23 protein-coding genes and 1 pseudogene are annotated in these 23,907 nt (G+C 60.8%); 4 read left to right on the top strand and 20 right to left on the bottom strand.

Annotated elements, in window-relative coordinates; translation table 11 throughout:
- Window positions 1–127: 127 nt before the first annotated feature.
- Entirely contained in the window at window positions 128–1,654 is a 1,527-nt protein-coding gene (locus MesoLj_RS02870) for a YaaC family protein (RefSeq protein ID WP_202325012.1), read from the top strand.
- Between the two features lie 60 nt (window positions 1,655–1,714).
- Here the strand turns inward: MesoLj_RS02870 and MesoLj_RS02865 are convergent, their stop codons facing one another.
- The 11 genes from MesoLj_RS02865 to MesoLj_RS02815 form a co-directional block, all read right to left on the bottom strand.
- On the bottom strand, window positions 1,715–3,049 hold the full coding sequence (locus MesoLj_RS02865) for a tyrosine-type recombinase/integrase (protein WP_202325011.1): 1,335 nt from the start codon (window positions 3,047–3,049) through the stop codon (window positions 1,715–1,717).
- Between the two features lie 442 nt (window positions 3,050–3,491).
- The gene (locus MesoLj_RS02860) at window positions 3,492–3,884 is read right to left on the bottom strand and encodes an aspartyl protease family protein (protein ID WP_140770555.1); all 393 of its coding nucleotides are present in this window, start codon (window positions 3,882–3,884) and stop codon (window positions 3,492–3,494) included.
- Window positions 3,881–4,090: a hypothetical protein gene (locus tag MesoLj_RS02855; RefSeq protein WP_140770553.1), complete on the bottom strand. Its 210-nt coding sequence runs from the start codon at window positions 4,088–4,090 to the stop codon at window positions 3,881–3,883. Before MesoLj_RS02855 ends, MesoLj_RS02860 begins: the two co-directional genes overlap by 4 nt.
- Window positions 4,090–4,416, bottom strand: coding sequence for a trypco2 family protein (locus tag MesoLj_RS02850; RefSeq protein WP_140770551.1), 327 nt, complete (start codon window positions 4,414–4,416; stop codon window positions 4,090–4,092). Before MesoLj_RS02850 ends, MesoLj_RS02855 begins: the two co-directional genes overlap by 1 nt.
- Window positions 4,417–4,764: 348 nt before the next feature.
- Window positions 4,765–5,304, bottom strand: a complete 540-nt coding sequence (locus MesoLj_RS02845; protein ID WP_202327150.1) for an NADH-quinone oxidoreductase subunit B family protein — start codon at window positions 5,302–5,304, stop codon at window positions 4,765–4,767.
- 19 nt (window positions 5,305–5,323) lie between these two features.
- A complete protein-coding gene (locus MesoLj_RS02840) occupies window positions 5,324–6,841 on the bottom strand; it encodes a hydrogenase large subunit (protein WP_202325010.1) in 1,518 nt (505 codons plus the stop codon).
- Window positions 6,842–6,860: 19 nt separating this feature from the next.
- A complete protein-coding gene (locus MesoLj_RS02835; protein WP_140770547.1) occupies window positions 6,861–8,312 on the bottom strand; it encodes a hydrogenase 4 subunit F in 1,452 nt (483 codons plus the stop codon).
- Entirely contained in the window at window positions 8,309–8,971 is a 663-nt protein-coding gene (locus tag MesoLj_RS02830) for a hydrogenase-4 component E (RefSeq protein WP_095773166.1), read from the bottom strand. Before MesoLj_RS02830 ends, MesoLj_RS02835 begins: the two co-directional genes overlap by 4 nt.
- Window positions 8,971–9,927, bottom strand: coding sequence for a respiratory chain complex I subunit 1 family protein (locus MesoLj_RS02825; protein ID WP_202325009.1), 957 nt, complete (start codon window positions 9,925–9,927; stop codon window positions 8,971–8,973). Before MesoLj_RS02825 ends, MesoLj_RS02830 begins: the two co-directional genes overlap by 1 nt.
- Window positions 9,918–11,939, bottom strand: a complete 2,022-nt coding sequence (hyfB, locus tag MesoLj_RS02820) for a hydrogenase 4 subunit B (RefSeq protein ID WP_446720290.1) — start codon at window positions 11,937–11,939, stop codon at window positions 9,918–9,920. The genes MesoLj_RS02825 and hyfB overlap by 10 nt, the downstream gene beginning before the upstream one ends.
- Window positions 11,936–12,250 (bottom strand): helix-turn-helix domain-containing protein, encoded by a 315-nt coding sequence (locus MesoLj_RS02815; protein ID WP_140770541.1) that lies wholly within the window; start codon window positions 12,248–12,250, stop codon window positions 11,936–11,938. The genes hyfB and MesoLj_RS02815 overlap by 4 nt, the downstream gene beginning before the upstream one ends.
- A gap of 290 nt (window positions 12,251–12,540) precedes the next feature.
- On the opposite strand from MesoLj_RS02815, the gene MesoLj_RS02810 reads away from it, so the two are divergent.
- Window positions 12,541–13,287, top strand: coding sequence for a spermidine synthase (locus MesoLj_RS02810; RefSeq protein WP_202325008.1), 747 nt, complete (start codon window positions 12,541–12,543; stop codon window positions 13,285–13,287).
- Window positions 13,288–13,382: 95 nt separating this feature from the next.
- Here MesoLj_RS02810 and MesoLj_RS02805 read toward each other — a convergent pair.
- Window positions 13,383–14,150, bottom strand: a pseudogene (locus tag MesoLj_RS02805) (YoaK family protein); the annotation flags it as partial.
- Window positions 14,151–14,262: 112 nt separating this feature from the next.
- On the bottom strand, window positions 14,263–14,535 hold the full coding sequence (locus MesoLj_RS02800; protein ID WP_095773162.1) for a helix-turn-helix domain-containing protein: 273 nt from the start codon (window positions 14,533–14,535) through the stop codon (window positions 14,263–14,265).
- Between the two features lie 309 nt (window positions 14,536–14,844).
- On the opposite strand from MesoLj_RS02800, the gene MesoLj_RS02795 reads away from it, so the two are divergent.
- Window positions 14,845–15,057: an alkylphosphonate utilization protein gene (locus MesoLj_RS02795; protein WP_140770538.1), complete on the top strand. Its 213-nt coding sequence runs from the start codon at window positions 14,845–14,847 to the stop codon at window positions 15,055–15,057.
- A 244-nt stretch (window positions 15,058–15,301) separates the two neighbouring features.
- Here MesoLj_RS02795 and MesoLj_RS02790 read toward each other — a convergent pair whose 3' ends face one another.
- From MesoLj_RS02790 to MesoLj_RS02765, 6 genes are all read right to left on the bottom strand, one after another.
- Window positions 15,302–15,847 (bottom strand): CGNR zinc finger domain-containing protein, encoded by a 546-nt coding sequence (locus MesoLj_RS02790; RefSeq protein WP_202325007.1) that lies wholly within the window; start codon window positions 15,845–15,847, stop codon window positions 15,302–15,304.
- Window positions 15,848–16,030: 183 nt separating this feature from the next.
- Window positions 16,031–16,657, bottom strand: a complete 627-nt coding sequence (locus MesoLj_RS02785; RefSeq protein WP_202325006.1) for a VOC family protein — start codon at window positions 16,655–16,657, stop codon at window positions 16,031–16,033.
- 25 nt (window positions 16,658–16,682) lie between these two features.
- Window positions 16,683–17,990, bottom strand: a complete 1,308-nt coding sequence (locus MesoLj_RS02780) for an NAD(P)/FAD-dependent oxidoreductase (protein ID WP_202325005.1) — start codon at window positions 17,988–17,990, stop codon at window positions 16,683–16,685.
- A 117-nt stretch (window positions 17,991–18,107) separates the two neighbouring features.
- Window positions 18,108–19,688, bottom strand: a complete 1,581-nt coding sequence (locus MesoLj_RS02775; protein ID WP_244735281.1) for an amino acid ABC transporter permease/ATP-binding protein — start codon at window positions 19,686–19,688, stop codon at window positions 18,108–18,110.
- Window positions 19,689–19,763: 75 nt separating this feature from the next.
- Window positions 19,764–20,570, bottom strand: a complete 807-nt coding sequence (locus MesoLj_RS02770) for an ABC transporter substrate-binding protein (RefSeq protein WP_202325004.1) — start codon at window positions 20,568–20,570, stop codon at window positions 19,764–19,766.
- Between the two features lie 372 nt (window positions 20,571–20,942).
- A complete protein-coding gene (locus MesoLj_RS02765; RefSeq protein ID WP_202327147.1) occupies window positions 20,943–21,770 on the bottom strand; it encodes an oxidoreductase in 828 nt (275 codons plus the stop codon).
- 76 nt (window positions 21,771–21,846) lie between these two features.
- Between MesoLj_RS02765 and MesoLj_RS02760 the strand changes: the two genes are divergently transcribed.
- Window positions 21,847–22,782 carry an AraC family transcriptional regulator gene (locus MesoLj_RS02760; RefSeq protein ID WP_202325003.1) on the top strand — a complete coding sequence of 312 codons (936 nt, stop codon included), beginning with the start codon at window positions 21,847–21,849 and terminating at the stop codon, window positions 22,780–22,782.
- Between the two features lie 115 nt (window positions 22,783–22,897).
- On the opposite strand, the gene MesoLj_RS02755 is transcribed toward MesoLj_RS02760, so the two are convergent.
- The gene (locus MesoLj_RS02755) at window positions 22,898–23,500 is read right to left on the bottom strand and encodes a hypothetical protein (protein ID WP_202325002.1); all 603 of its coding nucleotides are present in this window, start codon (window positions 23,498–23,500) and stop codon (window positions 22,898–22,900) included.
- Between the last annotated feature and the right edge of the window lie 407 nt (window positions 23,501–23,907).

Below are 23,907 nucleotides of genomic sequence, written 5' to 3'. Positions count from 1 at the left end.
ACTGAGGATAGCGCTGTTCGATAGCTATTCTTAGAGGCATGCTCAAAACTAGCGGATGCGCACATCGAATCAACTACGTGTCGCCTCTTTCGATGCATTGCCCGTAACAACGCAGAGGCCGGCAAAAATGGACACGGGATGGCGTGGTCGTCTCGAGCTCCTGAAAAGGGATGCCGAGAACAAAATTTTGGAACCACTGCGCCGGCATGGATGGCGCGTCTCTATCGAACTGGAGGTGGAGCATGGCGAACATTTGGTGATGTCAGCCGAGCGCGGAGGACACCGCCGCAAGTTCGCTTTGCTCTACTCGTCCGCGACCGACAATACGACCTACAAGGCCTTGCAGGCACAGGTCGACCTGATCATGACGAATGGCGCGTTTTACAAACTCGAATCCTATGCCCACGGCATTACCACCCCGATCCGCATGGTCGATGAGTTCTACGCGGTGCTCGTCGAGTGGAACCGCGAGACGTCCGACGGAAAATTCGCACCGGGCGCAGATGCGGACAAGATCATCGACGAAGAGGACGATAGCGACCAGCAATACCGCTTGCTCCTATCGGAGGCGCCGATTGAGGCCGTCTGGCTTCGCCTTCGCCAACTTCACAGTGTCAGGCTTGCCCGCAAACTTATAGTGGATCGCGCGACGCGAGAAGGCGCCACCCTCGGAGCAGATCAGATATCTTGCAAGGCGGAAGGCTTAGCTTTCACACTACGCAATGCGACCGACTACTACACGGCGCCGCAAACGAAAAATGTAAGCCAGCGGATCCTGAACCTCTATTACGGAACGATGGCGTTCGCATTCGCGGAACTGGTTTCCGCGCCGTCTGGGTCGTCCACGCTTGCCGAGATTGAGGAGGTTACGAAGCAAGGTCATGGGCTCTACACCTTTGATGGGCGGACATTGGATCTGCCGGATATCGGTGTCGGGGCAATCCGATCGGGTTTTCTGCCCTATTGGCTGCGTTTTATGGGCAAGGACGTCAATTGGTTGCCAACAGCGAAAGCCAAGAGTTTAGCGGCGGCTGAGGCATTGCCCGCGCAAAGTTGGGTGACGCTTGAGAACCTGTTGGCCCGCATTCCAGAGATTGCCGACTTATATGTGGACATTTTCGAGAGCCCGACGCTCTGGTTGCATCCCAGTCACAACGCGATGGCGAACGGAAACCCCCTCAGCTTTCGCGCGCCGGTCCGTGCGACCCGTACGTACATCATACTCGCGGATGTGTCGCGCCGTATGACGAAGGAGGATGTAGCCGCATTCCCCGGCCCTATCAGTGAAATCAGGCGTGTCGCCTCGAAAGGGCAACGGTGCTTCCAGGCAGCGGTCGATCACGAGGGTCTTAGTTCATTTTGGGAGGCGCTCGCGATCCATCGTAGTCCGCTCGGCCGCACCGCCTTTATCAAGCCCCTGTTCAGAGATGTGAACGAGTACCGGGCGATCTGTTTTGTGCTGCTCTATGCCCTTTCGATCATCGTGCGTTATCGGCCGAGCGTCTGGCGCCGCGTGCAAGAAGGCGATCTAGATCACATGCGCGCGCTAATCGAGGCCTTCCTTACCGTTGTCGAACGAGTATTGCCCGAGCAATTCTTGGCGAGTGTCACGGGAAGCCGCATCTACGCCAAACAGCCGGGGTCATTCTTTTGATGACACTGTGGCGGAACAACCGTGAGGTCGAATCGAGCAAAGTAAGCCTCGAGAAGGTGACTACGCGACCTGGGTACCGGCAGACTCCACAGCCGCTGTCAAGAATTTCCGCATGGCATCCTTACGCGCGCTGTGATCGAGCGCATAATTTGCGCGCTCGAACTTCACTCCATCTAACAGAGCCTGAATGTAGCTAGCGATCGTGTCGCCTGCCATTACGAGCGCGGTGTCTACTGTGTGAATGTAGCGGCTAGTGATCGTCCCCCGTGAATGTCCTACCAACGCTGCTATCGTCGATTCGGTAAAGCCGAGATCGTTTGCCACGCTTGCGAAGCTGTGGCGAAGCACATGGGGGGTCACGCTTTCAAGCGGTGTGCCTTTGACGAGCTTTTCCCATAGCTTCGGGAAGCCGATTAATGGTTTTCCTTGCTCCGTGCCGGGAAATACGAAATCAGCCTCATCGTCCGACAATAGTGGTTGGAGCAACTCTACCACGGGCAAGCCGATGGCCCGGGCCGATGCACCTTCCTTGGAATCCTCAAGCCTGATGCAACTGCGCTGAACATCGATCTCCCCCACTCTCAGATTGATGATCTCGCCTCGCCGACATCCCGTCATAGCGAGGGTCCGTACCATTTTGGTAGCCGTTGAAAACTGCGGGTCGAAAGCGGCGTCCGCGAGAATCTTGCCCAATGCACGATACTCACGCTCGGTCAGACGACGGTCTCGAACGCGATCCTTTGGTTTCCGAAAGCCGTGAACCGGATTCTTTTCGATGATCCCTTCCCGCATGGCGTACGTGAAGATGCCGCCGAGAAGTCCTACGCCGCGCGAACCGGTGCCAATGCCTCCGCGAACGATAGCTCGCCCACGCATCTTTGTTTTCATGTCGGCTCGGGTCTTGCCGTTGGCAACGTCTCGCAAAAACTTGGCAATGTCTGCCGACGTGACCTCCGTCACTCTCCGGTTCCCAAGGAGCGGAAGGATGTGGCGTTTTATGCGGCTTCGGTCGATCTCCATAGTCGATGGCTTCTTGGGGCGACCGCCTTTGCCTGGCACAAGTCCAGCTTCACAATCAGCCAAATATCGGGTGCAAAGTTCTTTGACGGTGATCGTTTTGGCGTCGAGAAGTTTCGTCTCCGCAGGATTGTCGCCTTGCGCGATTCGACCGATCAGTATCCGCGCCTCCTTTCGAGCCGCTTCTGGAGCCCAGACGCCATGGGGCCCGATCGTAAATCGGCGGGTTCTACCTTTAGCTCGATACTGTACAAGATAGCTGCGCTTACCGGATGAAAACACGCGCAGCCCGAACCCAGGTAACTCATCATCCCAAAGAAAGTAGTCCGACTTTCCCGGTCCCGCTTGATCTACGGTTCGTTTGTTCAGCTTTGCCATCGCGCACCTCAGAGCTCTGTCGAAGTGATTCCGCGGAAGCACCACGGAAGCACCCGGACGGAAACTCCGGCCTGCGGTAGGATACTGGCTTCGGTCCTCGGGTCGACAAAAAGTCAGTCGTCGTAGTAGCTTAGCGAACCATGGCGTATAAAGACAAGCTATTGAAAAGACTAACTAAATCGGCCTCCGAAGGCAGAGGTCACAGGTTCGAATCCTGTCGGGTGCGCCATTTTTCTACATCCCGTCCAGGATGATCCTTCTCGGCCAAGCCACTCGGAATCGCGGGGCCGGATACAGAGCGCGGCAGTACATAGGTGACAGGCTGGAGCTGGAGAATCTGCCTGAAGATGTGTGACATAAACAATGCCGCAATCTCTCGACGCTGCGTTCCAGCCTTGAAAAATATGGCAGGAACAGAAGCTTAACCATATAGATTATGTTCCTACTCATACAACCAGCCGGTATCGTCCATCCCGAACTTGATTGCGGCGAGGAAACTTTGTCGCCCGAGAAGCGGCTGCGTACCGCCAACAATCACATCAGCCGTTGTCGGTATGCCTTCGACATCGATCTGGACGTTGGGCACTTGCGGCAGAGAAACGGAGCCGGTGGCGCCCAGAACACTGGCCGAGGGAGCGCCCGCAACGTTGATGCCCGTGGCGTTCGCGTCCGCCGCGCTGACCTGACTATAATCCGCCCCGGAATCGACCACAGCCCACAGACGGACAGATCCCGTCGGCCCCACCAGCGTGACTTCGGCCATCGGCCTATTGTCGTAATTGTTCTGCTTTGTGCCGTAGTCATAGCGGTCGGTAAAATCGATGCGATGGGTCATTGCATCACCCCGAAATACACATAGGCGAACAGAGGACCGCGGTGCTCTTTGATCTCGTCCAGATAGCGAGAAAGCAACACCTCATTGGACGCTTCACTAGCCTCAACCTCACCTTTGCGGAAGGCGATCCACTTGCCCTCGTACTGACTGAGGGCTTCGCGGTTCCACAAGGCGCGCAGCCTGCGCGCATCCTCGCTCTCGGCCATCAGGAGCTAGTCTTACGCTTTGGGTTCTTGGGAGCGGCACCGCCCGTTTCCTGGAGATACTGCAGCGCCTTTTTTCCCGGCACTGGCCCGAAGCTGATTTTCACGGTGCTGACTTTTTCCCGCGATCCCTTCGCGGACGCGTCGACCAGCCAGAACTTGATACCACCTCCGGCCTCGGCCGTGGCTGTCACCGCGAGTTCAATCTCGCACCCCATGAACTGCAGAACAGGATCGTCCTTGTTGGCCTTCGCTTGCGCTTCCCGCAGCTCGTTTGCTGTACGAAGGATCAAATCACCGAGGTTGAATCCAAGCGGTACTCCGACCATGCAGTGCTCCCGACGTTGAATTGCCACGGAAGCATATCATAGATTTCGGGCCATCACATCTCTGCACCCCTTCGGCATAACAGACCGAAGGCACGGACTGGTGGCTCAACCCGCTCACGATCGACAGTCAGCACGTGTGTTTTTTATAAATTGCTTGAACAAACAATCACATAGGAGTTCCCAGTTTCATCCTCTCCGGTGCGCCATTTTAGACAGGCCGCCTTGCTTCAGCTTCACGCCGCGATCGTTAAACGCTCCGCTTTCACATCGAAACCGGGGCAGCCGGGATGCCATTTCAGCCTGGAGGCTTTTGCTGCCTGGTGGCGGAAAAGCCCGCCACATCGATCGTCAACTTCGGGCAACAGCGGCCCTTGAATTCACGCCCTCAAGCAAGGCGAGCAGGCCTTTCAGAATTTCGAGGGGCGGTGGCGGGCAGCCTGGAATGTGCAGATCGACAGGCAACGCCTCCGACACTCCGCCCACCACGGCGTAGCTGCCGGCGAAACAGCCGCCGTTCAGGGCGCAATCGCCGAGCGCGACCACCCATTTGGGGTTGGGAGTTGCGTCGTAGGTCCGCTTCAATGCCTCGCGCATGTTTTTGGTTACCGGCCCGGTGACAAGCAGGACATCGGCATGGCGCGGCGATGCGACGAACCGGATTCCAAAACGCTCGATATCGTAGAAAGCGCTGTTGAGCGCGTGCATCTCGAGTTCGCAACCGTTGCAGGAACCGGCATCGACTGCCCGGATCGACAGGCTTCGCCCCAATCTTCTATGAGCAACCCCATTGAGGGCGCGTGCGAGTTCGTCAACCGCCGCGTCGCTTACTCGCGGCGGACGCTCGGTCAGCGGCGGGCGTATCAGGCTTTCGAAGAGGAGCTTGCGCATGATGGCTTGCCTTGAACCCTTAGAGGTCGTGTCCTGAATACGAGCAGTTGAACGATTTGTTGCATAGCGGGAAGTCGGCAACGATGTTGCCTTCGATGGCCGCTTCCAGCAGCGGCCATTGAAACCATGACGGATCACGCAGGTGACAGCGCTCGACCAGGCCGCTTTCACCAATGCGCAGCCAGGCCAGAATGTCGCCCCGGAAACCCTCGACGAGCGCCATGCCTTCATGCGGTCCGCCTGTCCGTGCAAAGTCGACACGGATCGGTCCGCCCGGCAACTGTCTCAGGATTTGCTCGACCAGGGACAAGCTCTGTTCGACCTCGTGAATGCGAATCCAGACACGGGCGTTCACGTCGCCTTCCTGGAGGAGAGGCACATTGAAGTTGAGCGCGTCATAGGGAGGATAGGCCAGACTGCGTCGCGCATCGAAGTCCCGACCGGAGGCCCGGCCGACATACCCTCCGGCACGATATTGTCGAGCGAGTTCCACCTTCAGCCGCCCACTTGCGACTGTCCGATCCTGCAGCGACGCGGTGTTGTCGTAGAGTTCCACAAGCGCCGGAAACCGCTGCCTGATCTCCGCGATCAGGGACCAGATCGCTGTTGTCCCCTCGTCGTTCAGGTAGGCCGCCACTCCTCCGGGCACGACGCGGTCGCGCATCAAACGGTGGCCGAAGGCGGCGTCGCTTGCCCGCAATACGCGCTCGCGCAGGACGCCGCAGTGGGCGTGCATGAGTGCGAAGGCGGCGTCGTTGCAGATGGCGCCGATGTCGCCAAGATGGTTGGCCAGACGCTCCAACTCGGCCATGAGCGCTCGCAGCCAGACCGCGCGCGCAGGAACCTCGATGCCCAGGGCCGCTTCGATCGCGCGGGAAAAAGCAAGGGCGTATGCCACGGTACTGTCGCCAGAGGTCCTGCCCGCCAGCTTGGCGGCATGGTCGATATCGGACCCGGCCATCAAGCCTTCCATGCCCTTGTGCGTGTACCCCAGGCGTTCCTCCAGCCGGACGACCGTTTCGCCGCTCGCTGTAAATCGAAAATGCCCTGGCTCGATGATGCCGGCATGCACGGGCCCGACCGGGATCTGATGCAGGCTTTCCCCCTCGGCAGGCAGGAATTGGTAGGGGGACGCCGCCGCAACGGAGGTCCGGGCGCGGGCACTCAACGGGAAGCTGATGCCCCAGTGGCCATGATCAAGCCACCGTCGCGTATCGGGCGCGCCTTCCGGCAAAAGACCGAACAGGTCCGCGGCCGCACGTTCAAGGCGCAGTGCTGGCGGATGCAGCAGGCCGACCGACGGGTAGCGGCCATCCGGACACAGCAGGCTGACAACGCCGATGTCCCCGACGGCCTCGTCGAGCAGTGCCATGTGGACGGTGCCTGGCTCGCCCCAAAGACCGAGCAGGCTCCAGTGCCCTTCGGCCAGTTGCTCGGCGGCAAAGCTCCATTCTTTCGAAGTCACCACCGCGCGCGACCACGGGAGATGGTTGTCGACGCCCTTGCCGGCAAGGATGAGCTCGGTCAGTGCGGGCATGTTCTTTCTCCCGTCCGCTTCATCCCAGAAGGTTGGCGACATGCTGGAACCATATGACCAGCGGTGGTGGCAGATAGATGCCGGCGGCAAACACAAGCGCCAGGTGGGAATACATCGGAACGTAGGACGCCTCGGCGGGCGCGGTGCTGCCTCGCGGTTCGCCGAAAGCGACGCCGGTCAACCGAAGCAACAGGGCGCCGAAAGCGAGCAGAATCCCGAATACCAGAGGAATCGCCAAAAGGGGGTGCCTTGCAAATGTCGAACTCACGACCAGGAATTCGCTCATGAAGATGCCGAGTGGAGGCAGGCCGGCAATGGCAACGACGCCGATGACGAGCGCCCAGCCAAGCCCCGGATGCGTTTCCGTCAGCCCCCGGATCTCGGCAATGTTCTGTGTTCCCTTGATCTGGGCGATGTGGCCGACCGTGAAAAAGATCGCCGACTTGGTCAGGCTGTGCATGACCATGTGCAGCAGCCCGGCAAAATTGGCGAGCGGGCCACCCATGCCGAAAGCGAACACGATGATGCCCATGTGCTCGATCGAGGAGTACGCGAACAGACGTTTGATGTCGCGGCGGCGGTAGAGCATGAAGGCCGCGAAGATGAGGGAGGTGAGCCCCATCGTGATCATCAATGGCCCAGGCGCGATCGCGTCCGGGCTGGCCGCGAGCAGCAGCTTGAAGCGCAGCACCGCATAGAGCGCGACGTTGAGGAGCAGCCCCGACAACACCGCTGAAATCGGCGTCGGGCCTTCCGCGTGCGCGTCGGGCAGCCAGGCATGCAAAGGCGCAAGGCCAACCTTCGTCCCATAGCCGAGCAGCAGGAAGACGAAGGCGACGTTCAGCAACGCCGGGTCGAAGCGCGCCGCGTGCTCGATAAGCACTGTCCAGACCATTGCATTCGTGCCTTCGCCGACAATCGGCTGCGCGGCCATGTAGACGAGAATGGTGCCGAAGAGGGCAAGCGCGATGCCGACGCTGCCGAGTATGAAATACTTCCAGGCCGCCTCCAGCGCCTCGTGCGTGCGGTAGATGCCGACCATGAGCACGGTGGTCAGCGTGGCAAGTTCCACCGCCACCCACATCAAGCCGATATTGTTCGACACGAATGCCAGATTCATGCCGAACATCATGATCTGGTACATTGCGTGATAAAATCGCAAATTCGTCGCCGTCAGCCGCCCCGTATCCAGTTCGTGCGCGATGTAGGAGGCGCTGAACACACTGGTCGTGAAGCCGACGAACGTGTTGAGCACGATGAAAACGATATTGAGATCGTCGACGAGCAGATACTGACCGGGCTGCGGCCGATCCGTGAAGAGAAGCGACACCGCGGCGATCAAGGTAAGCAGGCTCGCGGCGACATTGAGGCCAGCCGTTATCCGATAGTTCGGCAGGGTCGCCAGGAGCGCGGCCGCGCCGACCGGTATCAGCAAGACGGCGGCCACTGCATCGAGGGAAAACGCGGTCAACGGTGTTCCCCCCTGTAGTCGTCGAGCGCGCCGACATCGACCGAGTCGAATCTCTCGCGTATGCGAAACAGGAAGACGCCGATGACGATGAAGGCGATCAGAATCGAGAAGGCGACACTGATCTCGACAACCAGCGGCATGCCCTTGGCGCCCGTGGCGGCCAGCACCAGGCCATTCTCGAGCGACATGAAGCCGACAACCTGGCTGACCGCGTTCCGGCGGGTGACCATCACCAGGAGCCCAAGCAGTATGATGGACAGCGCGAAGGCAAGATCCTCGCGGGCTAGGGGGTCGGCGTCGGGAGTGACCCTCAGCATCAGCACCATGGACAGGGTCACCAGGCCTATCCCGGCAAGCATGGTTGGACCGATCCCGACGGCGGTCTCGATGTCGCGATGGATGCCGAGCCGCTGGATGATGCGGTGCAGGCCGACAGGAATGATGATCGCCTTGAAGATCAGGGCGATCGCCGCCGTGACATAGAGGTGATGGGCGTCCTGAATGTAGGCCTGCCAGGCCACGGACAGGGCGAGCACGATCGCATGAAGTGCAAAAACGTTGATCAGGGCGAAGAGGCGATCCTGGTACAGCATCATGAAGCTGACCAGCACCAGGCCGCCGGCGAGCAGATGGGCGATGTCGAAGGTGAGGCCGTTCATCAGAGGCTCCGCGAGACGAACAGCAAGAGCGTGCCGAGCAACGCCAGCATGAGTGCCGCGCCCAGAAAATCCGGGACGCGGAAAACGCGCATCTTGGCGATCGCGGTCTCAAACACGGCGAGGAGAATGCCGCACAAGGCAAGTTTGCCAAGATAGGTCACGGCACCCAGGGCAAGTGATTTCGGCCCGGCCCCGACACCAGCCAGCCCCCAGGGGAGGAAGACGCAGGAGATCAGCGATACATAGAGCAGGAGTTTGAGGAAGGCCGCGAACTCGATCATCGCCAGATGACGGCCGGAATATTCCAGGACCATCGCCTCGTGGACCATGGTGAGCTCCAGGTGGGTCGATGGATTGTCCACTGGTATGCGGGCGTTTTCGGCGACCGCCACCATCACGAGAGCGATGAGCGACATTCCGAGCGATACCCGCAGGCCGACCTGCGGCGAGCCCATGAAAGCGGCGACCGTGGACAACTGTGTCGCTCCGGCGACCAGCGCCAGGCTGAACACGATGAGCAGCATGGCGGGCTCGGCCAGCGAAGCGATCATCACCTCGCGGCTCGAGCCTATGCCGCCGAAGCTCGTGCCGACATCCATCCCTGCCAGCGCCAGGAAGAAGCGGGCGCTTCCCAGCAGCGCGACGATAGCTATGAGATCCGCGGTCCAACTGAAAGTGAGCCCGGTTGCGAATGTCGGGATAAGCGCGGCCGCGACCCAGGTGGCGGCAAAGATCAGATAGGGTGTCACGCGAAACAGCCAGGATGCGTTGTCCGCCAGAACGACTTCCTTTCGCATCAGCCGCAGGAGATCGCGGTAGGGCTGGATCAGCGATGGACCCTGGCGGCGCAAGAGTCGTGCCTTCACCTTGCGCACGAACCCGGTCAGGAGCGGCGCCAGCAACAGCACCAGCATCATCTGCGCGCCCTGAACGGCCAACTCAAGGGTCAGGGCCATAGTGCGAGCACCAGAAGCAGGACGATGAGAAAGAGAAATACAAGGGTCAGGTAGCGCCTGATCGTCAGGAACTGCAGATGGTTCAGGTGGTCGGTCGCAAAGTCGATGGCCCTGCCGATGGGCAGGTAGAACGTTTCCCAGATCACATCGTGGATTTCGACAGTCAAACGAGCCGGGCCGGTTTCGCCAGGCGCCGGCATTTCGACTTTTTCCCGCGCGCGGAATGCGAACGTGCCGAAGACGCGTCGAATGGGCTGTGCAAAGCTTGCCGATGTGTACTGCGCGGCAGGTGCTACGTCGGGGAAGCCGCAACCCCAGGCCGGACCCCGGCGGAGCGCATGCGAGGCGAAGCGGTGAATGACAAATGCCGCGAACGATGCGGAGACCGCGATGAACAGGAACACCAGCAGGCCGTTGTAGGAACTGCGGCTCGCTGCGATCGGCACGATCGACAGCCATGGCTCAGCCATCTGCACAGGCATCCGGCTGCCAAGCAACGGAAGTGTCACCGATGAGAGGCCGTCTATGACAAGCCCCGGCACAATGCCGGCCAGGAGACAAAGAGCCGCCAGGGTGAACATTGCCGCTAGCGAATAGCGGTCGACCTCGTGCGCCGGTTCCACCGCCACCGAGCGTGGCCGGCCGAGGAATGTAATCCCGAACGCCTTCACGAAGCAGGCAGCGGCCAAGGCCGCCGACAGCGCCAGTAAGCCGCCAACGGCGGGCACCATGACCTTAAGCCCCCATTGTGGGAGATCGGGACTTTGCAATATGGCCTGGAAGGCCAGCCATTCGGAAACGAAGCCGTTGAACGGCGGAAGCGCCGAGATCGCCACGCAGCCGACCAGAAAGGCAAAACTGGTCAACGGCATACGGTGGATAAGACCGCCCAGTTTCTCCATGTCCCGCTCTCCGGTTGCCGTCAGTACGGCGCCTGCTCCGAAAAACAGCAGGCTCTTGAAAAAGGAATGGTTGAGGACGTGAAACAGCGCGGCGGTGAGCGCCAGCGCCGCGGCCGACGGCATGGCGTTCGCCTTGAAGGCCAGGGCAAGGCCAAGGCTGACGAAGATGACGCCGACGTTTTCGATGGTGCTATAGGCAAGAAGCCGCTTCAGGTCCTTCTCCATCAAGGCGTAAAGAATGCCGAGAACGGCCGTCAGGCCGCCCAGGAAAAGTACCACGACGCCCGACCACCATGCCGGCTCACCGAGCAGGTCGAAAATGACGCGTATGAAGCCGTAGATGGCGACCTTGGTCATGACGCCGCTCATCAGAGCCGAGACGTGGCTTGGCGCGGCCGGGTGAGCCAGTGGCAGCCATACGTGCAGCGGCACCAGGCCAGCCTTGGAGCCGGCGCCCAGCAGCATCAGGGCCAGGACCAAAGCGGCGACGAGCGGGGTGGATGTAGCCGCACGCATCGCTTCGAACGTGTAGTTTCCGCTCGGCCCGGCCAGCAGGCCGAACGCGAGCAACAGCGCGAGCGTGCCGAAGCTCGCCATCACGAGATAGATGTAGCCCGCTCTCGCATTGTCCTGCTCGCGATGGTGCGCCATCACGAGCGCCCAGGAAGCGAGCGACATGAATTCCCAGGAAAGCAGGAAGGTGAAGGCGTCGTTCGCCAGCACGACCATATTCATCCCGGCGAGGAAGGCGGGGAAGAACGGCAGCACCCGATGCGGCGCGGACTCATGCCTGCCGTAGCCGAGGCCGTAAAGACTGGCCATGGCGCCGCCGAAATTGACGACGACGAGGAAAAAGGTCGAGAGCGCGTCCAGACGGAAATGAGCGCCAATCCATGGCAGCCCAAGCGGCAGCGCGGCAGTCGACGGGGTTACGGGATCATCGGCGATACGGCTCGCGAGAACCAGGAGCACGGCCGCCGATATGCCTAGCGTCAGGCTGTAGACCAGGCGGGTTCCCGAGCCCGATGCGCGGCTTGACGCAATCGCAAGCACCGCGGTTCCCAGGAGCGCGGCAACGCTCCACAGGAGGACCGCGGCCCCCGAAATCACGCCACACTCCTCACAAAGACCTTGGCGTCCGTATCGACCCCGCCCAGAATTCTGGCGGGATCAAAATCTGCCTTCAGCCGCACGCCGCGCCCGCCGATTTGGCTGGAGGCGCCTTCAGAAATCAACTCGACGCCGGCGAGGTCAAGCGCGCCGATCAGCTTCATCAGGGAATCCACATTGCCCCGGATAATCGACTCGCTGGCTTCCATACGTTGAATTGTCGGCACCGAAAGGCCGGACAATTCGGCAAGCCTGCGCTGGTCGATGCCAAGGAGCGCCCTCGCGGCACGCAACTGTGGAGCAGTTATCACGGTCGCATCCCCTTTTCGATCAGCTTTGACGTATTATCTCTAACCGCTGCAGCATATATTAAAATGCAGCGTATTCAAATAATGATGCGTGACGCATCTGTCTTGAGATTGTAGAAAGCCGGGGAGATACGAGTTGGGAGGCGCTGAGCCTCGCCGATTGGTTGCCCTGCAACTGCGAAGCGCGGCCCGCTGCAAGATGACGGGCGAACCTCTAGGCTCCGCATGAAGGGGCCGACCAGCGGAAAACCAGCCGAGCGGCGGATTTAGGAATTGGCTGTGATGACAAGGTCATGATCCGGGTTGCGAAATATCATACCGATTTCGGCAACATCGAGGTTCTGCGGGCCAAGGACTCCGGCTCGTTCATCTATCGCCAAGGTGGCTGCTATCAAAGCGAGTGCGATCCGAATGGCGTCAGCGTCGTGCCCTATATACACGCCATCTTTGGTCTCCTCGCGCAGGCGCGGGTGTCCGATGTCCTGATGATCGGTTGTGGCGGTGGCAGCCTGGGCACGATGCTGGACAGGGTTGGTGTGCGGGTTACGGTCGTCGACATCAACCCAAAGGCTTTCCAGATCGCCCGGGAATACTTTGGGTTACCTCCTGGAGTTCACTGCTGCATCTCCGACGGGCGGGATTTTTTGCGCGCCGGCCGTCACCGCTACGACGCTATCGTTCTGGACGCCTATTCCGGGCGGCGCATCCCGGATCACTTGTGCGCCGAGACTTTCTTCGGCTTGGCGCAGACGCGTCTCAAGAATTCTTCCGGTATTCTGATCGGCAACGTTCATGCCTGTCATGACCTCGACATCATGCCGGATCGCGTTGCTGCAAAGCTCGCCAATATCTGGGCGGATGTGAGACTGCTCGATATCCGCGGCGCTCAGGATCGCAACGCACTCGTCATGGCAGGCAAGGTGCGGGATCTCGTCCAACCGGTGCTGATGATGCCGCCGTCAGTGGGAGCCGAGGAGATCGAACAGGAGCTTGGTCTCCTGGCGTTCAGGCCTTGGCATGTGCCGCGACGATCTGCCTAGAGCAACTCCAGGAAAAGTGTGAACGGTTTCCCGGGGAGGCGCGTAGCGCTCTCCCCATGGAATTGCGGCGAAGCCCTGTCGAGCTACTGCCAGAGCCGCTTCATGCGGATGGACACATCTTCAAGGACCGGCATGGAAGCCAGCACAAGGAGAATGGCGGCGAGAAACAATGTCGCCGCAAAGCCGATATGTTTGAAACCCACAGCGCCGATGACGCCGCCGATGAAGAACAATGCCACGAGCGACGCAAGCAGTCTCAGCTTTCTCCGGTCTGCCTTCACGAACAGCCTGTCCGAGTCATTGCCTGAGATGTTCCAGTAGAGCAGCTTGCCGAGTTCGATGCCCATGTCCGTCACCAGGCCCGTGACATGCGTCGTCCGGATTCTGGCTTCCGATAGCTTGGTGATGATGGCGTTCTGCAACCCCATGATGAAACAGAGCAGCATCACCGTCATTGGTACAAACAGCGCTTCATGACGTGCAAGATGGCCGCCGAGCAGCCCGAAACAGATCAGCAGGATCGCTTCCAGGACAAGCGGGAATGCGTACTCGCCCTGTAGGCCCTGCCGCCTTCCCCAGTTGACCAGGATTGCCGAACAGGCCGCGCCTGTCACAAACGACAGCAAGGCGCCCAAGCCGGAAAGCGCCAGTCCGACATCGCCGAGCGCCAGATGGTCCGCCATCGACGAAACGATGCCGGACATGTGGGACGTGTACTGCTGAACCGCCAGGAAGCCGCCAGCGTTGGCGGCTCCCGCGATGAACGTCAGGAAACGGGCGAGATGCCGATCGGTTCTTTCGCTTCGTTCCTTTCCGGTCAACCGACGCAGATACAGGATCATGAGCGAACCTTGTCTTTCCATGCGCAAAAGCAGGACCGCAAGCTGATGTGCCGGGAAAGGCTCATTGAGTGTTTCTGGAGAAGGGAAGACAAAGGGGGTGAATGCGTGGCCTCGACGCTGTGCTCTGCAGGGTCTAGTTTGGCTTGCCCGGCAGCGTGTCCGGATGGCGGAACCTGACACCACGGCCGCCATCGTCGCTACGCACATGTTCGCTGAGAAGCTCGACGCCGGCGCGGTTGAGCGCGTTGATCACTTTCATCAAGCTATCGACAACACCTCGCACATTGCCCTGGCTGGCTTCCATTCGTTGGATCGTCGGCAGCGAGACGCTCGCCATTTCCGCCAGGGTTTTCTGGTCGATGTTGAGAAGGGCGCGGGCAGCACGAAGCTGGGAGGCAGTGATCATTGGGGCATCAGCGTCTGAATATGAGAAGTGACACTCATCATGTTATCATTGACGTATTAAACATCAATACAAAGCGAAAAAATATTAATCGGCCCTTGGCACGGCGGGGCTCGGCAATTATCGTATCCGCATGACTCAACGCTACGAACCTTTTCAGGAGCCGACCGGCACCTGGACCGTCAACGATGCTTGGACCGGACGGCCCGCCGAGATGGGCAGCCGAACCATCGTTGGAATGAACCAGCACGACGCCGAGGAACTCGCCGATCTCCTCAACGGATTGAATGCACAAAGGCAGGAAGCGAAATCATGAACGTCAAGGACAGCAACGGCACTCCGCTGAGCGAAGGAGATTCCGTCACGCTCATCAAGGATCTCAAGGTCAAGGGAACGTCGGTCACCCTGAAACGCGGAACGCTGATCAAGAACATCCATCTCACGGGCAACGAGGACGAGGTCGAGTGTCGGGCCGAGAAGGTCAAGAACCTCGTTCTGCGGACAGAGTTCCTGAAAAAGGCGTAGGGAGCGGAGACGCATTCGTACGTTGCAGGGTTGCCGATGCAGGGTCTGGAGTGAGGCCCATCCCAAAGGTTCCGCTCAGTACCGGCCGCCATCTCGGATTCGACGCATTAGGCTTTCGGCTCGACTGAACCTTGGCGAGGTTCCCTGGGTGTATGCGCCACCAGGGAACGCGCACGTGATGACAGGATTTCGAAAACCATGCGCTGCGCTTTGACGACCGGCGCCGCGTCCGTTTCCCAAGGAACTAGAAGGCCGTCGAATTTTGCGCCTTGGCACGAAAATTGGCGACATGGGCGCGGTTGCCGCAGGTCTTGACGTCGCAATAGACCTTCGAGGCATTGCGTGTCGTGTCGACAAAGACGTTGCCGCAGGTCTCGGCCTTGCAGGTCTTCAGCCGTCCAGCTTCGCCATGGATGATCAGCGACATGATCGACATGGCGGTGTTGGAGCGGATGCGCTCATCGAAGGAGAAATCGTCGTCGTAGTAGTGGATGTGCCACCCAAACCCGCCATGGTTCATGATGCGGGGCGAAAATCGTGTCTTCTCGAGCACGGCGTTGGAGAAGTTGGCAAGCTCGTCCTGCGGCATCGAGAAGATGACGCGGAATTCCTTGGCGATCTCATGCAACCTGTCCCGGTCGCGCTCGGTGATGGCGCGCGGATAGGTCATCCCGTAGCGATCGATCAAATCGTTGATCCAGGAAACGCTCAAACCTTCCGGCGTCTTGCCGGCATTGTTCGCGATCTCCGCCACCACCGATAGATCACGGATAACTTCGGAGGGAATCATTGTCCATTCTTTCGAAATGCCGGGATAAGCCGGCATACACCATTCATGCGGCGGCGATCCCACGAATCGCGACCTCGCCATGATCCGCGATATACGCGACGACGCAATCCGGCGATATGGCGTCGCACGCGGCCTATACGCAGGTTATCCTGCGCTTCCGACAGGGCGAGCGAGCCTGGCGTGTCAGGCGGAATATGACGGCAGATCGAACGCGCCGTGCCGTCCACGCAAGGAAACACGCAGCGACGGACGCTCCGCCCGCACCACATCGATCGTCAGATCGAGCGCGGCATAGAGTTCGCGAACGGATTCCGCCAGGGGATGGGCGACCTCGAAACGTTCGAGGGTGCAGCCGATCGGCGCCTCGAGCGACGGATGGTTGGCGGTCTCCCATTGCGAAATGTGGGGCAGCGCATTGCCGAAACGGGATGGCTCGACGGCGAGGTGACGCCATTTCAGGATTTCGCCGCGCAGGGTTTTGCGGCTGCCCGTCCGAAGCTCCGCCGCGAGGCCGAACCGCTCGAGGATACTTTGCGCTGCCTGGATGTCGTCGGTGGCGACCGCGAACAGATCCATGTTGTAGCCGGGCTGAGCAGCCATTCTCGCGCCATTGTTGGTCACGAGTTGCTGTCCTGGATCGGGCGCATCGATGGCAAGATACAGGCCGTCCCGCAGGGACAGGAGAGCATTGCGTGTGCCCATTCCGGGGTGCGAGCCGCCGGGCGCGGCGCGTATGCCGCTCCATTCCTCCACATCGGCGATCGCCTTGTCCAGCGAAGGCGAAGACCAGGCGAAGTGATCCAGGATCATGTCGTTCTCCAGAGGTAATGGCGGCTCACAGGACGTTCTGCGGGGCAGCGAAATAGCGCTCGCGGAAGCGTGCGAGCCGGAACGGCTCCAGCGGTATCGTCGTGCTGCCGGTGTCGATCAATTCGGCGAGCGTATCGCCGACGCCAAGGGATATGCCGAAGCCATGGCCGCTCATTCCGGTGGCAACCACCAGGTTGCCCAGTGCGTCCAGGCGGTCGAGGACAGGCACGCCGTCTGGCGTGATGTCGATCCGGCAGGCCCATGTTTCGATGAGTTTCATCTCGTCGCCAATGCCGAAGGCGGCGCGCGCGGCCGCGCGGCTCTTCGCCAGCACCGCGTCGTTCGCGGGCACATTCGGCACGCGCAGATCCGCGTAACGATTGCTGGCCCCGGACAGATACGCGCTTACCAGCCGGTGATCATCACGCAGATGCCTCCCGAAGTTGACGCGTGTTCCTTCCCGGCTCGCGAAAAGCGTTCGGATATAGCGCGGCGCGTGACGCAGACTGCGAAACGCGGTGTCATAGTCGAGTGGGCCTTGCAGGCCGGGTGCGATGGTCAGCCCGCCGTCGTGACGGGGCCGCACGAGGGCCTGATCGAAGATGGTCGGCAAGGCAACGCCGTGCGAGAACGGCGCAGTCCGGCCGACCGAGACGCGCAGATCGACCTGCGGCAGGGAAACGCCGTACCGGCGCAGGAAGACGCCGCTCCACAATCCAGCCGCGACGACGACGGTCTTGGTGCGGACCTCGCCATGTTCTGTCACGATCCCGGTGACCTTTCCTCCCTCCATGAGGAGACCTTCGACCATGCAGTTCTGCCTCACGTCCGCACCCTCGCGGGCCAGCGCGCGGGCGATTGCCGGCGCGGCCAGGTTCGGTTCGGCCCGGCCGTCGCTCGGCGTGTGCAGGCCGCCGAGGAAACTCCCCCGCAAGGTGGGGCTGATGTCCTTCAGTTGCGAAGGTGACGCCACCCTGCTGTCGACGTCGAATTCGCGTGCGATGGCGAGCCAGGCGTTCATGCCCTCGAGTTTCGCCTCGTCGGACGCCAGGGCAAGGTTTCCGCTTGCCTTGAAGCCGGTAACGTCGCCGATCTCAGCGTCGATGCGCCCCCACAGGTCAAGGCTGCGTTTGATCAGCAGCATCTCGCGCCGGTCACGGCCTTGTTTGCGTACGAAGCCGGAATTCTTCCCCGATTGCTCGCCGGCGATCCGGCCTTTCTCATAGACCCCGACGCTCAATCCCCTGCGGTTCAGATACCAGGCGATGGCACAGCCGATGATGCCGCCTCCGACAATCGCGACGTCGACCTGTTTGGATTGCGTTGATGTCATTGCCGTTGCCGTTTCTGAATGCGCGGCAGGTGCCGCTGATAAGGGAAATTGGACGATTTGCGCCGCTATTCAGGACCCACTGCTCCACAACGCGACGCGCGGCCGCGAACGGCAAAGTCACAGGATCTGGTCCAGGAACAGTTTCAGCCGATCAGATTTTGGTTTGTCGAAAAGCTCTGCTGGCGTCCCTTGTTCGACAATCCGACCCTGGTCCATGAACACGACCCTGTCCGCGACCCGGCGGGCAAAGCCCATTTCATGTGTGACCGCCACCATGGTCATGGGGCTGCCATCGGAAGCTGAACGCCGCGCGAGACCCTCCATGATTTCGAGCACGCCCTTGACCAGTTCCGGATCCAGCGCCGAAGTCGCCTCGTCGAACAGCATGATCTTCGGGTTCATTGCCAGCGAGCGGGCGATGGCAACGCGTTGCTGCTGCCCACCGGAGAGCCTGGACGGCAGCGAGTTGAGCTTGTCACCAAGGCCGACGCCGCGCAGCGATGCGATCGCCACGCGCCTGGCTTCATTTCGATCCAGGTGACGGACCGATTCCAGTGCGAACGTCACATTGCGCAGCGCCGTCATGTGCGGGAACAGGTTGAAGTTCTGGAAGACCATGCCGACGTCGGCGCGCAGGGCGTTCAACGGGCCCTCCCTGGTTGGGAACGGCTGGCCGAACATTTTGAGACTGCCCCGGTCGACGGATTGCAGGCCGTTGATGCAGCGTAGAAGCGTGGATTTGCCGGACCCCGATGGTCCGATCACGCAGATCACCTCGCCGGCCCCGACTTCGAAACTGACCTCGTCTAGCGCGCGGAAATGACCGAAATTCAGCGTCAGTCCCTTCGCGTCGACCACCGTCTCTCCAGCCACTGGCGTTGGTGCGCTAGCCGAGATTCCCGTCCGGCCGGGTTGCTGCCTCTCGACCCGCTCCTCGGCGGGAGCGGCGGCCGGCGCCGTGCGCATCCTGGCAAACCTCGATGTCAGTGCCGGCGGAAGCATAGGCTCGCCGTTTCGCAGTCGCCTGTCGAGATAGTTGACGAGGTGGGTCATCGGCACGGTGATGACCAGATAGGCGATGCCGACAGCCACCAGCGGCGACAGGTTGCCCGTACGCTGCGCGATGTCCTGCCCGATTCGGTAGAGCTCCCGCTCGCCCACCGTCAGCCCGAGCACGAAGATCAGGCTCGAGTCCTTGATGATGTTGATGAACTGGTTGGTCAGCGCCGGGATGACCCGCCGGATGCCTTGCGGAAAGACCACCCGGTACATTGTCCGGTGCTTGTCGAGCCCGAGCGAACGGGCCGCCTCGGTCTGGCCCTTGTCGACGCTCTGGATGCCGGAACGCAGGATCTCGGCAATATATGCGCTGGCGACAATGCTGATGGCGATGATGCCGTAGGGATAGGGGTTCTGTCCGAACGGCCGGAAACCTGCGAAGGGGACCCCCTGTCCGACCAGGAAGATGGTGACGATAGCCGGCAGGCCGCGAAAAATGTCGATATAGGCCTTGGCCGCGATACGCACGGCCGTGACCTTCGAGATCGCCATGAGCGACAGCGGGGCACCGATGATGATGCCGAGGATCGTCGAATAGATCGCTATGGTGATGGTGTTGTAGTAGCCGACGCGGATGATGTCTGGAACCACCTGCAGCATGTAGGACAGGTTGAAGAATGTATCGAAGATTCCCGACATTGTTCCGCCTCTACGGTCGATTTTCGTGGTCGGCGCGGCCCGGCTTTGCGTGCCGCGGCCGCGTCGTCCATCAGGTCAGCGGGTAGGGACGAAATCCGGGCCGGGCAATTTCGGCACATCGGCGCCGATCCACTCCTGGTAGATCTTGCCATAGGTGCCGTCGGCGATCATGTCGGCGACGGCCTTGTTGACTGCCGCGAGAAGATTCGGCCGGTCCTTGGCGACGCCGATACCGGCGGGCTGATCGGTGTTGGGGATGGATACGACGACGGAAAGCGGGCGCGGCGACGTCTTGACGTAGATGGCTGCCAGCCCGCCGTCGAAGAACGCGGCGTCGATCTGGCCAGACTGCAGCGATATCTGCAACGCGGCGGAGTCCGGGAACGGCACGATCTGCGTGCTCTTGTAGGTCTCGTTGGCGTAGGTTTCCTGGATACTCGCGGCGACGACGCCGAGCCGCTTCCCGGCCAGTCCCGCCTCGTCCTTGATGCCGGAATCCTGCGACGTCAGGATGGTGTAGGAGCCGACGAAATGCGGGCTGCTGAAATTGACGATCTTCAGGCGCGGAAGCGTGATGGAATGGGAGCCGGCCGAGATGTCGCAGACATGGTTGGCGACGGCTGCGAAGATGCCTTCGAAAACGGTGATGCGATAGTCGGGCGTCAGGTTTAGGCGCCGCGCGATGTCCGTTGTGAAGGACACTTCGTAACCTTGCATCTTCCCGTCGATCACCGAAGACATCGGAGCGTTGGCGTCGGTCACGCAAACGCTAAGCGCGCCCGGACTGTTCAGTTCCAGGTCACTGCCTTGAGCCGATGCCTGGCCGGCGCATCCGATCAGGATCGCGCCGATCGCGAATCCAAATAGCCTCATACTGGTCATTTTCAACGTCCCCATTTTTTAGCTTCTGTTGAATGCTGCGGCCAAAGCTTCAGCGGTTTGGCCATGGCAATCGTTATTGTAACGTAATTAGCATGTCAACGTTTGATAATTACATCTGACTGCACGATGCGTCCCGCCGGCCGTCAGCCAACCGGCGGATAGGCGGGAGCATTTCGGTATTCATCCGTGCTGTGGGACGAGGGGATCGTGCCCGGATATCGCCGCGGCCGGGTGGCATGGCTGAGGCGGCGGAACACGTTGTTACATCGATCCGCCGCTCGGGTGGCCGATGCCGGGGCACGCCGAGTCCTGGGCGTGGAACGCGACATCATTGCCATAAGCAAGCGCGAATTGTTCCCTATGCCAACGCCATCAGCCATCGGTCGAGATGCTGGCGGATTTCCATGCTTCGATCTCAAGCTTAAGGCGCTCCACCCTCTCCGACACAAGTCCAAGGGCATCGCTGCCGAGCAGGAGTTGTGGTGGAGGGCTGTCGGACTCGACCAGATCCAGCACGGCCGCCGCAAGCTTGTCGGGATCGCCAGGTTGCCTGCCGCTTTTGGCCTGCCTTGCCTGGCGGATCGGATCGAACAGCGCGTCGTAGTCGGCAATCGATCGTCCGGTCCGGACCATCGAGCGTCCGGCCCAGTCCGTCCGGAAGGAACCGGGGCACAGGGCTGTCACGTGGACACCGAACGGCGCCATCTCCGCGCGCATGACTTCCGAAATGCCCTGGAGGGCAAACTTGCTTCCGCAGTAATAGGCGATCCCCGGCATGGTGATCATGCCGCCCATCGAGGTCACGTTCACGATGAATCCGCTGCGCCTTTCGCGAAACCGCGGCAGGAAGGCTTTGGCGACCGCGACGGCGCCGAAGACGTTCACGTCGAACTGACGCCGCATCTCTTCGAGAGGCGACTCTTCGAGGATACCCTCGTGGCCGTAGCCGGCATTGTTGATCAGCACGTCGACCGGCCCATGGTCCTCTTCGGCCCGTCGCACGACCTCGGCTATCCGGTCGAACTCCGTCACATCGCACAGGATGGGTTCCACCGCTGGCAAGCGTTCCGCAAGAGCTGCACGCGACCGCTCCGAACGGACGGTGCCGATGACCCTGTGGCCCTTGCTGCTCGCGGCCGCCGCGATCGCCAAGCCGAAGCCGGAGTTCGCGCCGGTGATGAAGAAGGTCCTTTTAGACATATCTGGCTTTCTCGTCTTGATTGGTCGGTCTTTTGACGGATAATCTTCTGAAAGACGGGAATCGATTGCGATACCTATGAATACCTTGCCAATTCCTATCAAATTGGAGAGCGGGAGGCCGGTGCGCCGCGAGCTGGTCGAACTGGCCGGACTTCTTGCCCCCCGCCCCGGGTACAATCCGACAGGGCTAGACGGTGTCCGCGTCCTCAGGACCGAGGCGGTCCTTCACGACATCCCCGTGCTCTACAAGCCAGGAGCCGTATTCGTGTTGCAGGGCCGCAAGCGGGGCATGCTGGAGGGCGAGGTCTATCTCTACGACGAGGAGCACTATCTGGCCGTGTCGGTGCCCGTTCCGTTTCGGATGGAATCGGTGGCCAGCGCCGAACGACCCCTGCTCGCGGTCTATGTCGAGTTCAACATGCGCCTGGCTGCCGAGATCGCCTCGGAAGTAGGGGGGAGGCGTTCCGAACCGGCAGCCTGCAAGGTGAGAGGTCTGGTATCGAGCAGAATGGAGCCGAGTATCGAGGATGTGGTGCTGCGCCTGCTGCGGGTGTTGCGCGATCCTGTCGAGCTTGCCGTTCTGGGGCCAGGCGTCATGCGCGAGCTGCACTACCGGGTACTCGTCGGCCCACAAGGCGGTGCGATGATCGCGGCCCTGCGGCAGGCGGGCACCTCCGGGCGGATCGTGCAAAGCCTCGCCCGGTTACGCGAAACCTACAGTTCGCGGATTTCGGTCGCCGGGCTGGCACATGAAGCAGGCATGAGCGTTCCCTCCTACCACGTCCACTTCAAGGCCCTGACGGGCAGCAGTCCGATACAGTACGTGAAGGCAATGCGTCTCCACGAGGCGCGGCGGATGATCGCGCGCAAGGACAAGACGATCGCGGAGGTCGCGGCATCGGTTGGCTACACCAGTCCCGCCCAGTTCAGTCGTGACTTCAAACGGCACTTCCGGCGCACGGCATCGGAAGAGGTCAAATGGGTTCGTCGGCATCTTGGCGAGCTTGCCTGAATGCGCGAACTCCCGGCTCACAGGCTAGGCTTGAGCAATTGCGGGAAAAGCGCGTAACGCTTTCCCCAGGGAATTGCGTCCAAGCGCTTCCGAGCGGCCGATATGGCCCATCGCCTCAGGACGAAGGCACACGCGGCTCCTCCACCAGATAAAACCGGTCCTTCGGCGAGAAATCCGTCACCAGGAACGAGAACGAGGCGGTTTCGAGCGGGTCGACCTTGCCTTTGCGGAACAGCAGCCGGTCATAGGGTTCGAAGTCGCGTTTGAATTCGGCGAAGCTGTCGGACTTGATCACCTTGTCCTCGCGCTGCGCCTGGTCGAAGGACAACCCGTCGCCATAGTCGCTCGGCCTGTTCATGATCGATTGCAGCTCGAAGCCGAATTCGATCCAGGCATCGCCGCTGTTGTTGCGGGTGACGATCTTCAGCGGCAGATAGCCGGTCGCGTAGTTGCCCGTCGTTCCGAACGGTTGGATCGGCCTTACGGCGCGGATGGTCAGCGTCACCGGGTCGGCGGTCTCCAGTTCCTCGGTCACCACGATCGGATCGGTGCGCGTTCCGGCGCCCGTGGCCGAGAGGATCCTGAAACCGCCCAGTTCATCCGAGAATGAGTAGGCGCCGGCTTCGAAGATTTTTGTGCCATCGGCCATGGCGCGCGGGCAGGTCGCGGCCAGCAAAGCCGCACACACCCGCACACAGCGCAAGCCTGGACGCGTCATGGCTGGAGTATGGACGACAATTGGCCAGCCGCATACTGCCCCGGCCATGTGCTGGAATGATGGTGCCCCGTACGCGCGTCGCCTGATCGAGGCTGTCCCGGTTCTGCGTGCCGATGCAACGGACAAGCAGAAGGCACGCGATCCGTTTCTCGTGGTTGGTAGGCTGGCCAACACGTATCGCCATCGCCGTGCACCCTGGCGGCGGCAGATAGCCCTGACCAGGGCACTCGACTGTGTGGATCTGAGAGGCATAGGCCCCACACCGATCGCAAATCAAAATCTACTATTTTTATAGAATTAACAAAAATTGGCCGCCGGCCCCGCGGGAACGATACGTCAATTTCCCCACCTGTCTCGGAAAGGGATGGCGTTTTCTTTGTTTCGGCGGTCCGCGGTGCGACGCTTCG

It is taken from the genome of Mesorhizobium sp. 113-3-9 (genome assembly GCF_016756515.1).
Lineage (GTDB): Bacteria > Pseudomonadota > Alphaproteobacteria > Rhizobiales > Rhizobiaceae > Mesorhizobium.
This window is presented reverse-complemented; position numbering and strand designations above follow the sequence as displayed.

Coding starts and splice junctions, on each gene's coding strand:
- MesoLj_RS02870 (WP_202325012.1), top strand. CDS start 128: ATGGACACGGGATGGCGTGGTCGTCTCGAGCTCCTGAAAAGGGATGCC.
- MesoLj_RS02865 (WP_202325011.1), bottom strand. CDS start 3,049: ATGGCAAAGCTGAACAAACGAACCGTAGATCAAGCGGGACCGGGAAAG.
- MesoLj_RS02860 (WP_140770555.1), bottom strand. CDS start 3,884: ATGACCCATCGCATCGATTTTACCGACCGCTATGACTACGGCACAAAG.
- MesoLj_RS02855 (WP_140770553.1), bottom strand. CDS start 4,090: ATGGCCGAGAGCGAGGATGCGCGCAGGCTGCGCGCCTTGTGGAACCGC.
- MesoLj_RS02850 (WP_140770551.1), bottom strand. CDS start 4,416: ATGGTCGGAGTACCGCTTGGATTCAACCTCGGTGATTTGATCCTTCGT.
- MesoLj_RS02845 (WP_202327150.1), bottom strand. CDS start 5,304: ATGCGCAAGCTCCTCTTCGAAAGCCTGATACGCCCGCCGCTGACCGAG.
- MesoLj_RS02840 (WP_202325010.1), bottom strand. CDS start 6,841: ATGCCCGCACTGACCGAGCTCATCCTTGCCGGCAAGGGCGTCGACAAC.
- MesoLj_RS02830 (WP_095773166.1), bottom strand. CDS start 8,971: ATGAACGGCCTCACCTTCGACATCGCCCATCTGCTCGCCGGCGGCCTG.
- MesoLj_RS02825 (WP_202325009.1), bottom strand. CDS start 9,927: ATGGCCCTGACCCTTGAGTTGGCCGTTCAGGGCGCGCAGATGATGCTG.
- MesoLj_RS02810 (WP_202325008.1), top strand. CDS start 12,541: ATGATCCGGGTTGCGAAATATCATACCGATTTCGGCAACATCGAGGTT.
- MesoLj_RS02800 (WP_095773162.1), bottom strand. CDS start 14,535: ATGATCACTGCCTCCCAGCTTCGTGCTGCCCGCGCCCTTCTCAACATC.
- MesoLj_RS02795 (WP_140770538.1), top strand. CDS start 14,845: ATGAACGTCAAGGACAGCAACGGCACTCCGCTGAGCGAAGGAGATTCC.
- MesoLj_RS02790 (WP_202325007.1), bottom strand. CDS start 15,847: ATGATTCCCTCCGAAGTTATCCGTGATCTATCGGTGGTGGCGGAGATC.
- MesoLj_RS02785 (WP_202325006.1), bottom strand. CDS start 16,657: ATGATCCTGGATCACTTCGCCTGGTCTTCGCCTTCGCTGGACAAGGCG.
- MesoLj_RS02780 (WP_202325005.1), bottom strand. CDS start 17,990: ATGACATCAACGCAATCCAAACAGGTCGACGTCGCGATTGTCGGAGGC.
- MesoLj_RS02775 (WP_244735281.1), bottom strand. CDS start 19,688: ATGTCGGGAATCTTCGATACATTCTTCAACCTGTCCTACATGCTGCAG.
- MesoLj_RS02770 (WP_202325004.1), bottom strand. CDS start 20,570: ATGACCAGTATGAGGCTATTTGGATTCGCGATCGGCGCGATCCTGATC.
- MesoLj_RS02765 (WP_202327147.1), bottom strand. CDS start 21,770: ATGTCTAAAAGGACCTTCTTCATCACCGGCGCGAACTCCGGCTTCGGC.
- MesoLj_RS02760 (WP_202325003.1), top strand. CDS start 21,847: ATGAATACCTTGCCAATTCCTATCAAATTGGAGAGCGGGAGGCCGGTG.
- MesoLj_RS02755 (WP_202325002.1), bottom strand. CDS start 23,500: ATGACGCGTCCAGGCTTGCGCTGTGTGCGGGTGTGTGCGGCTTTGCTG.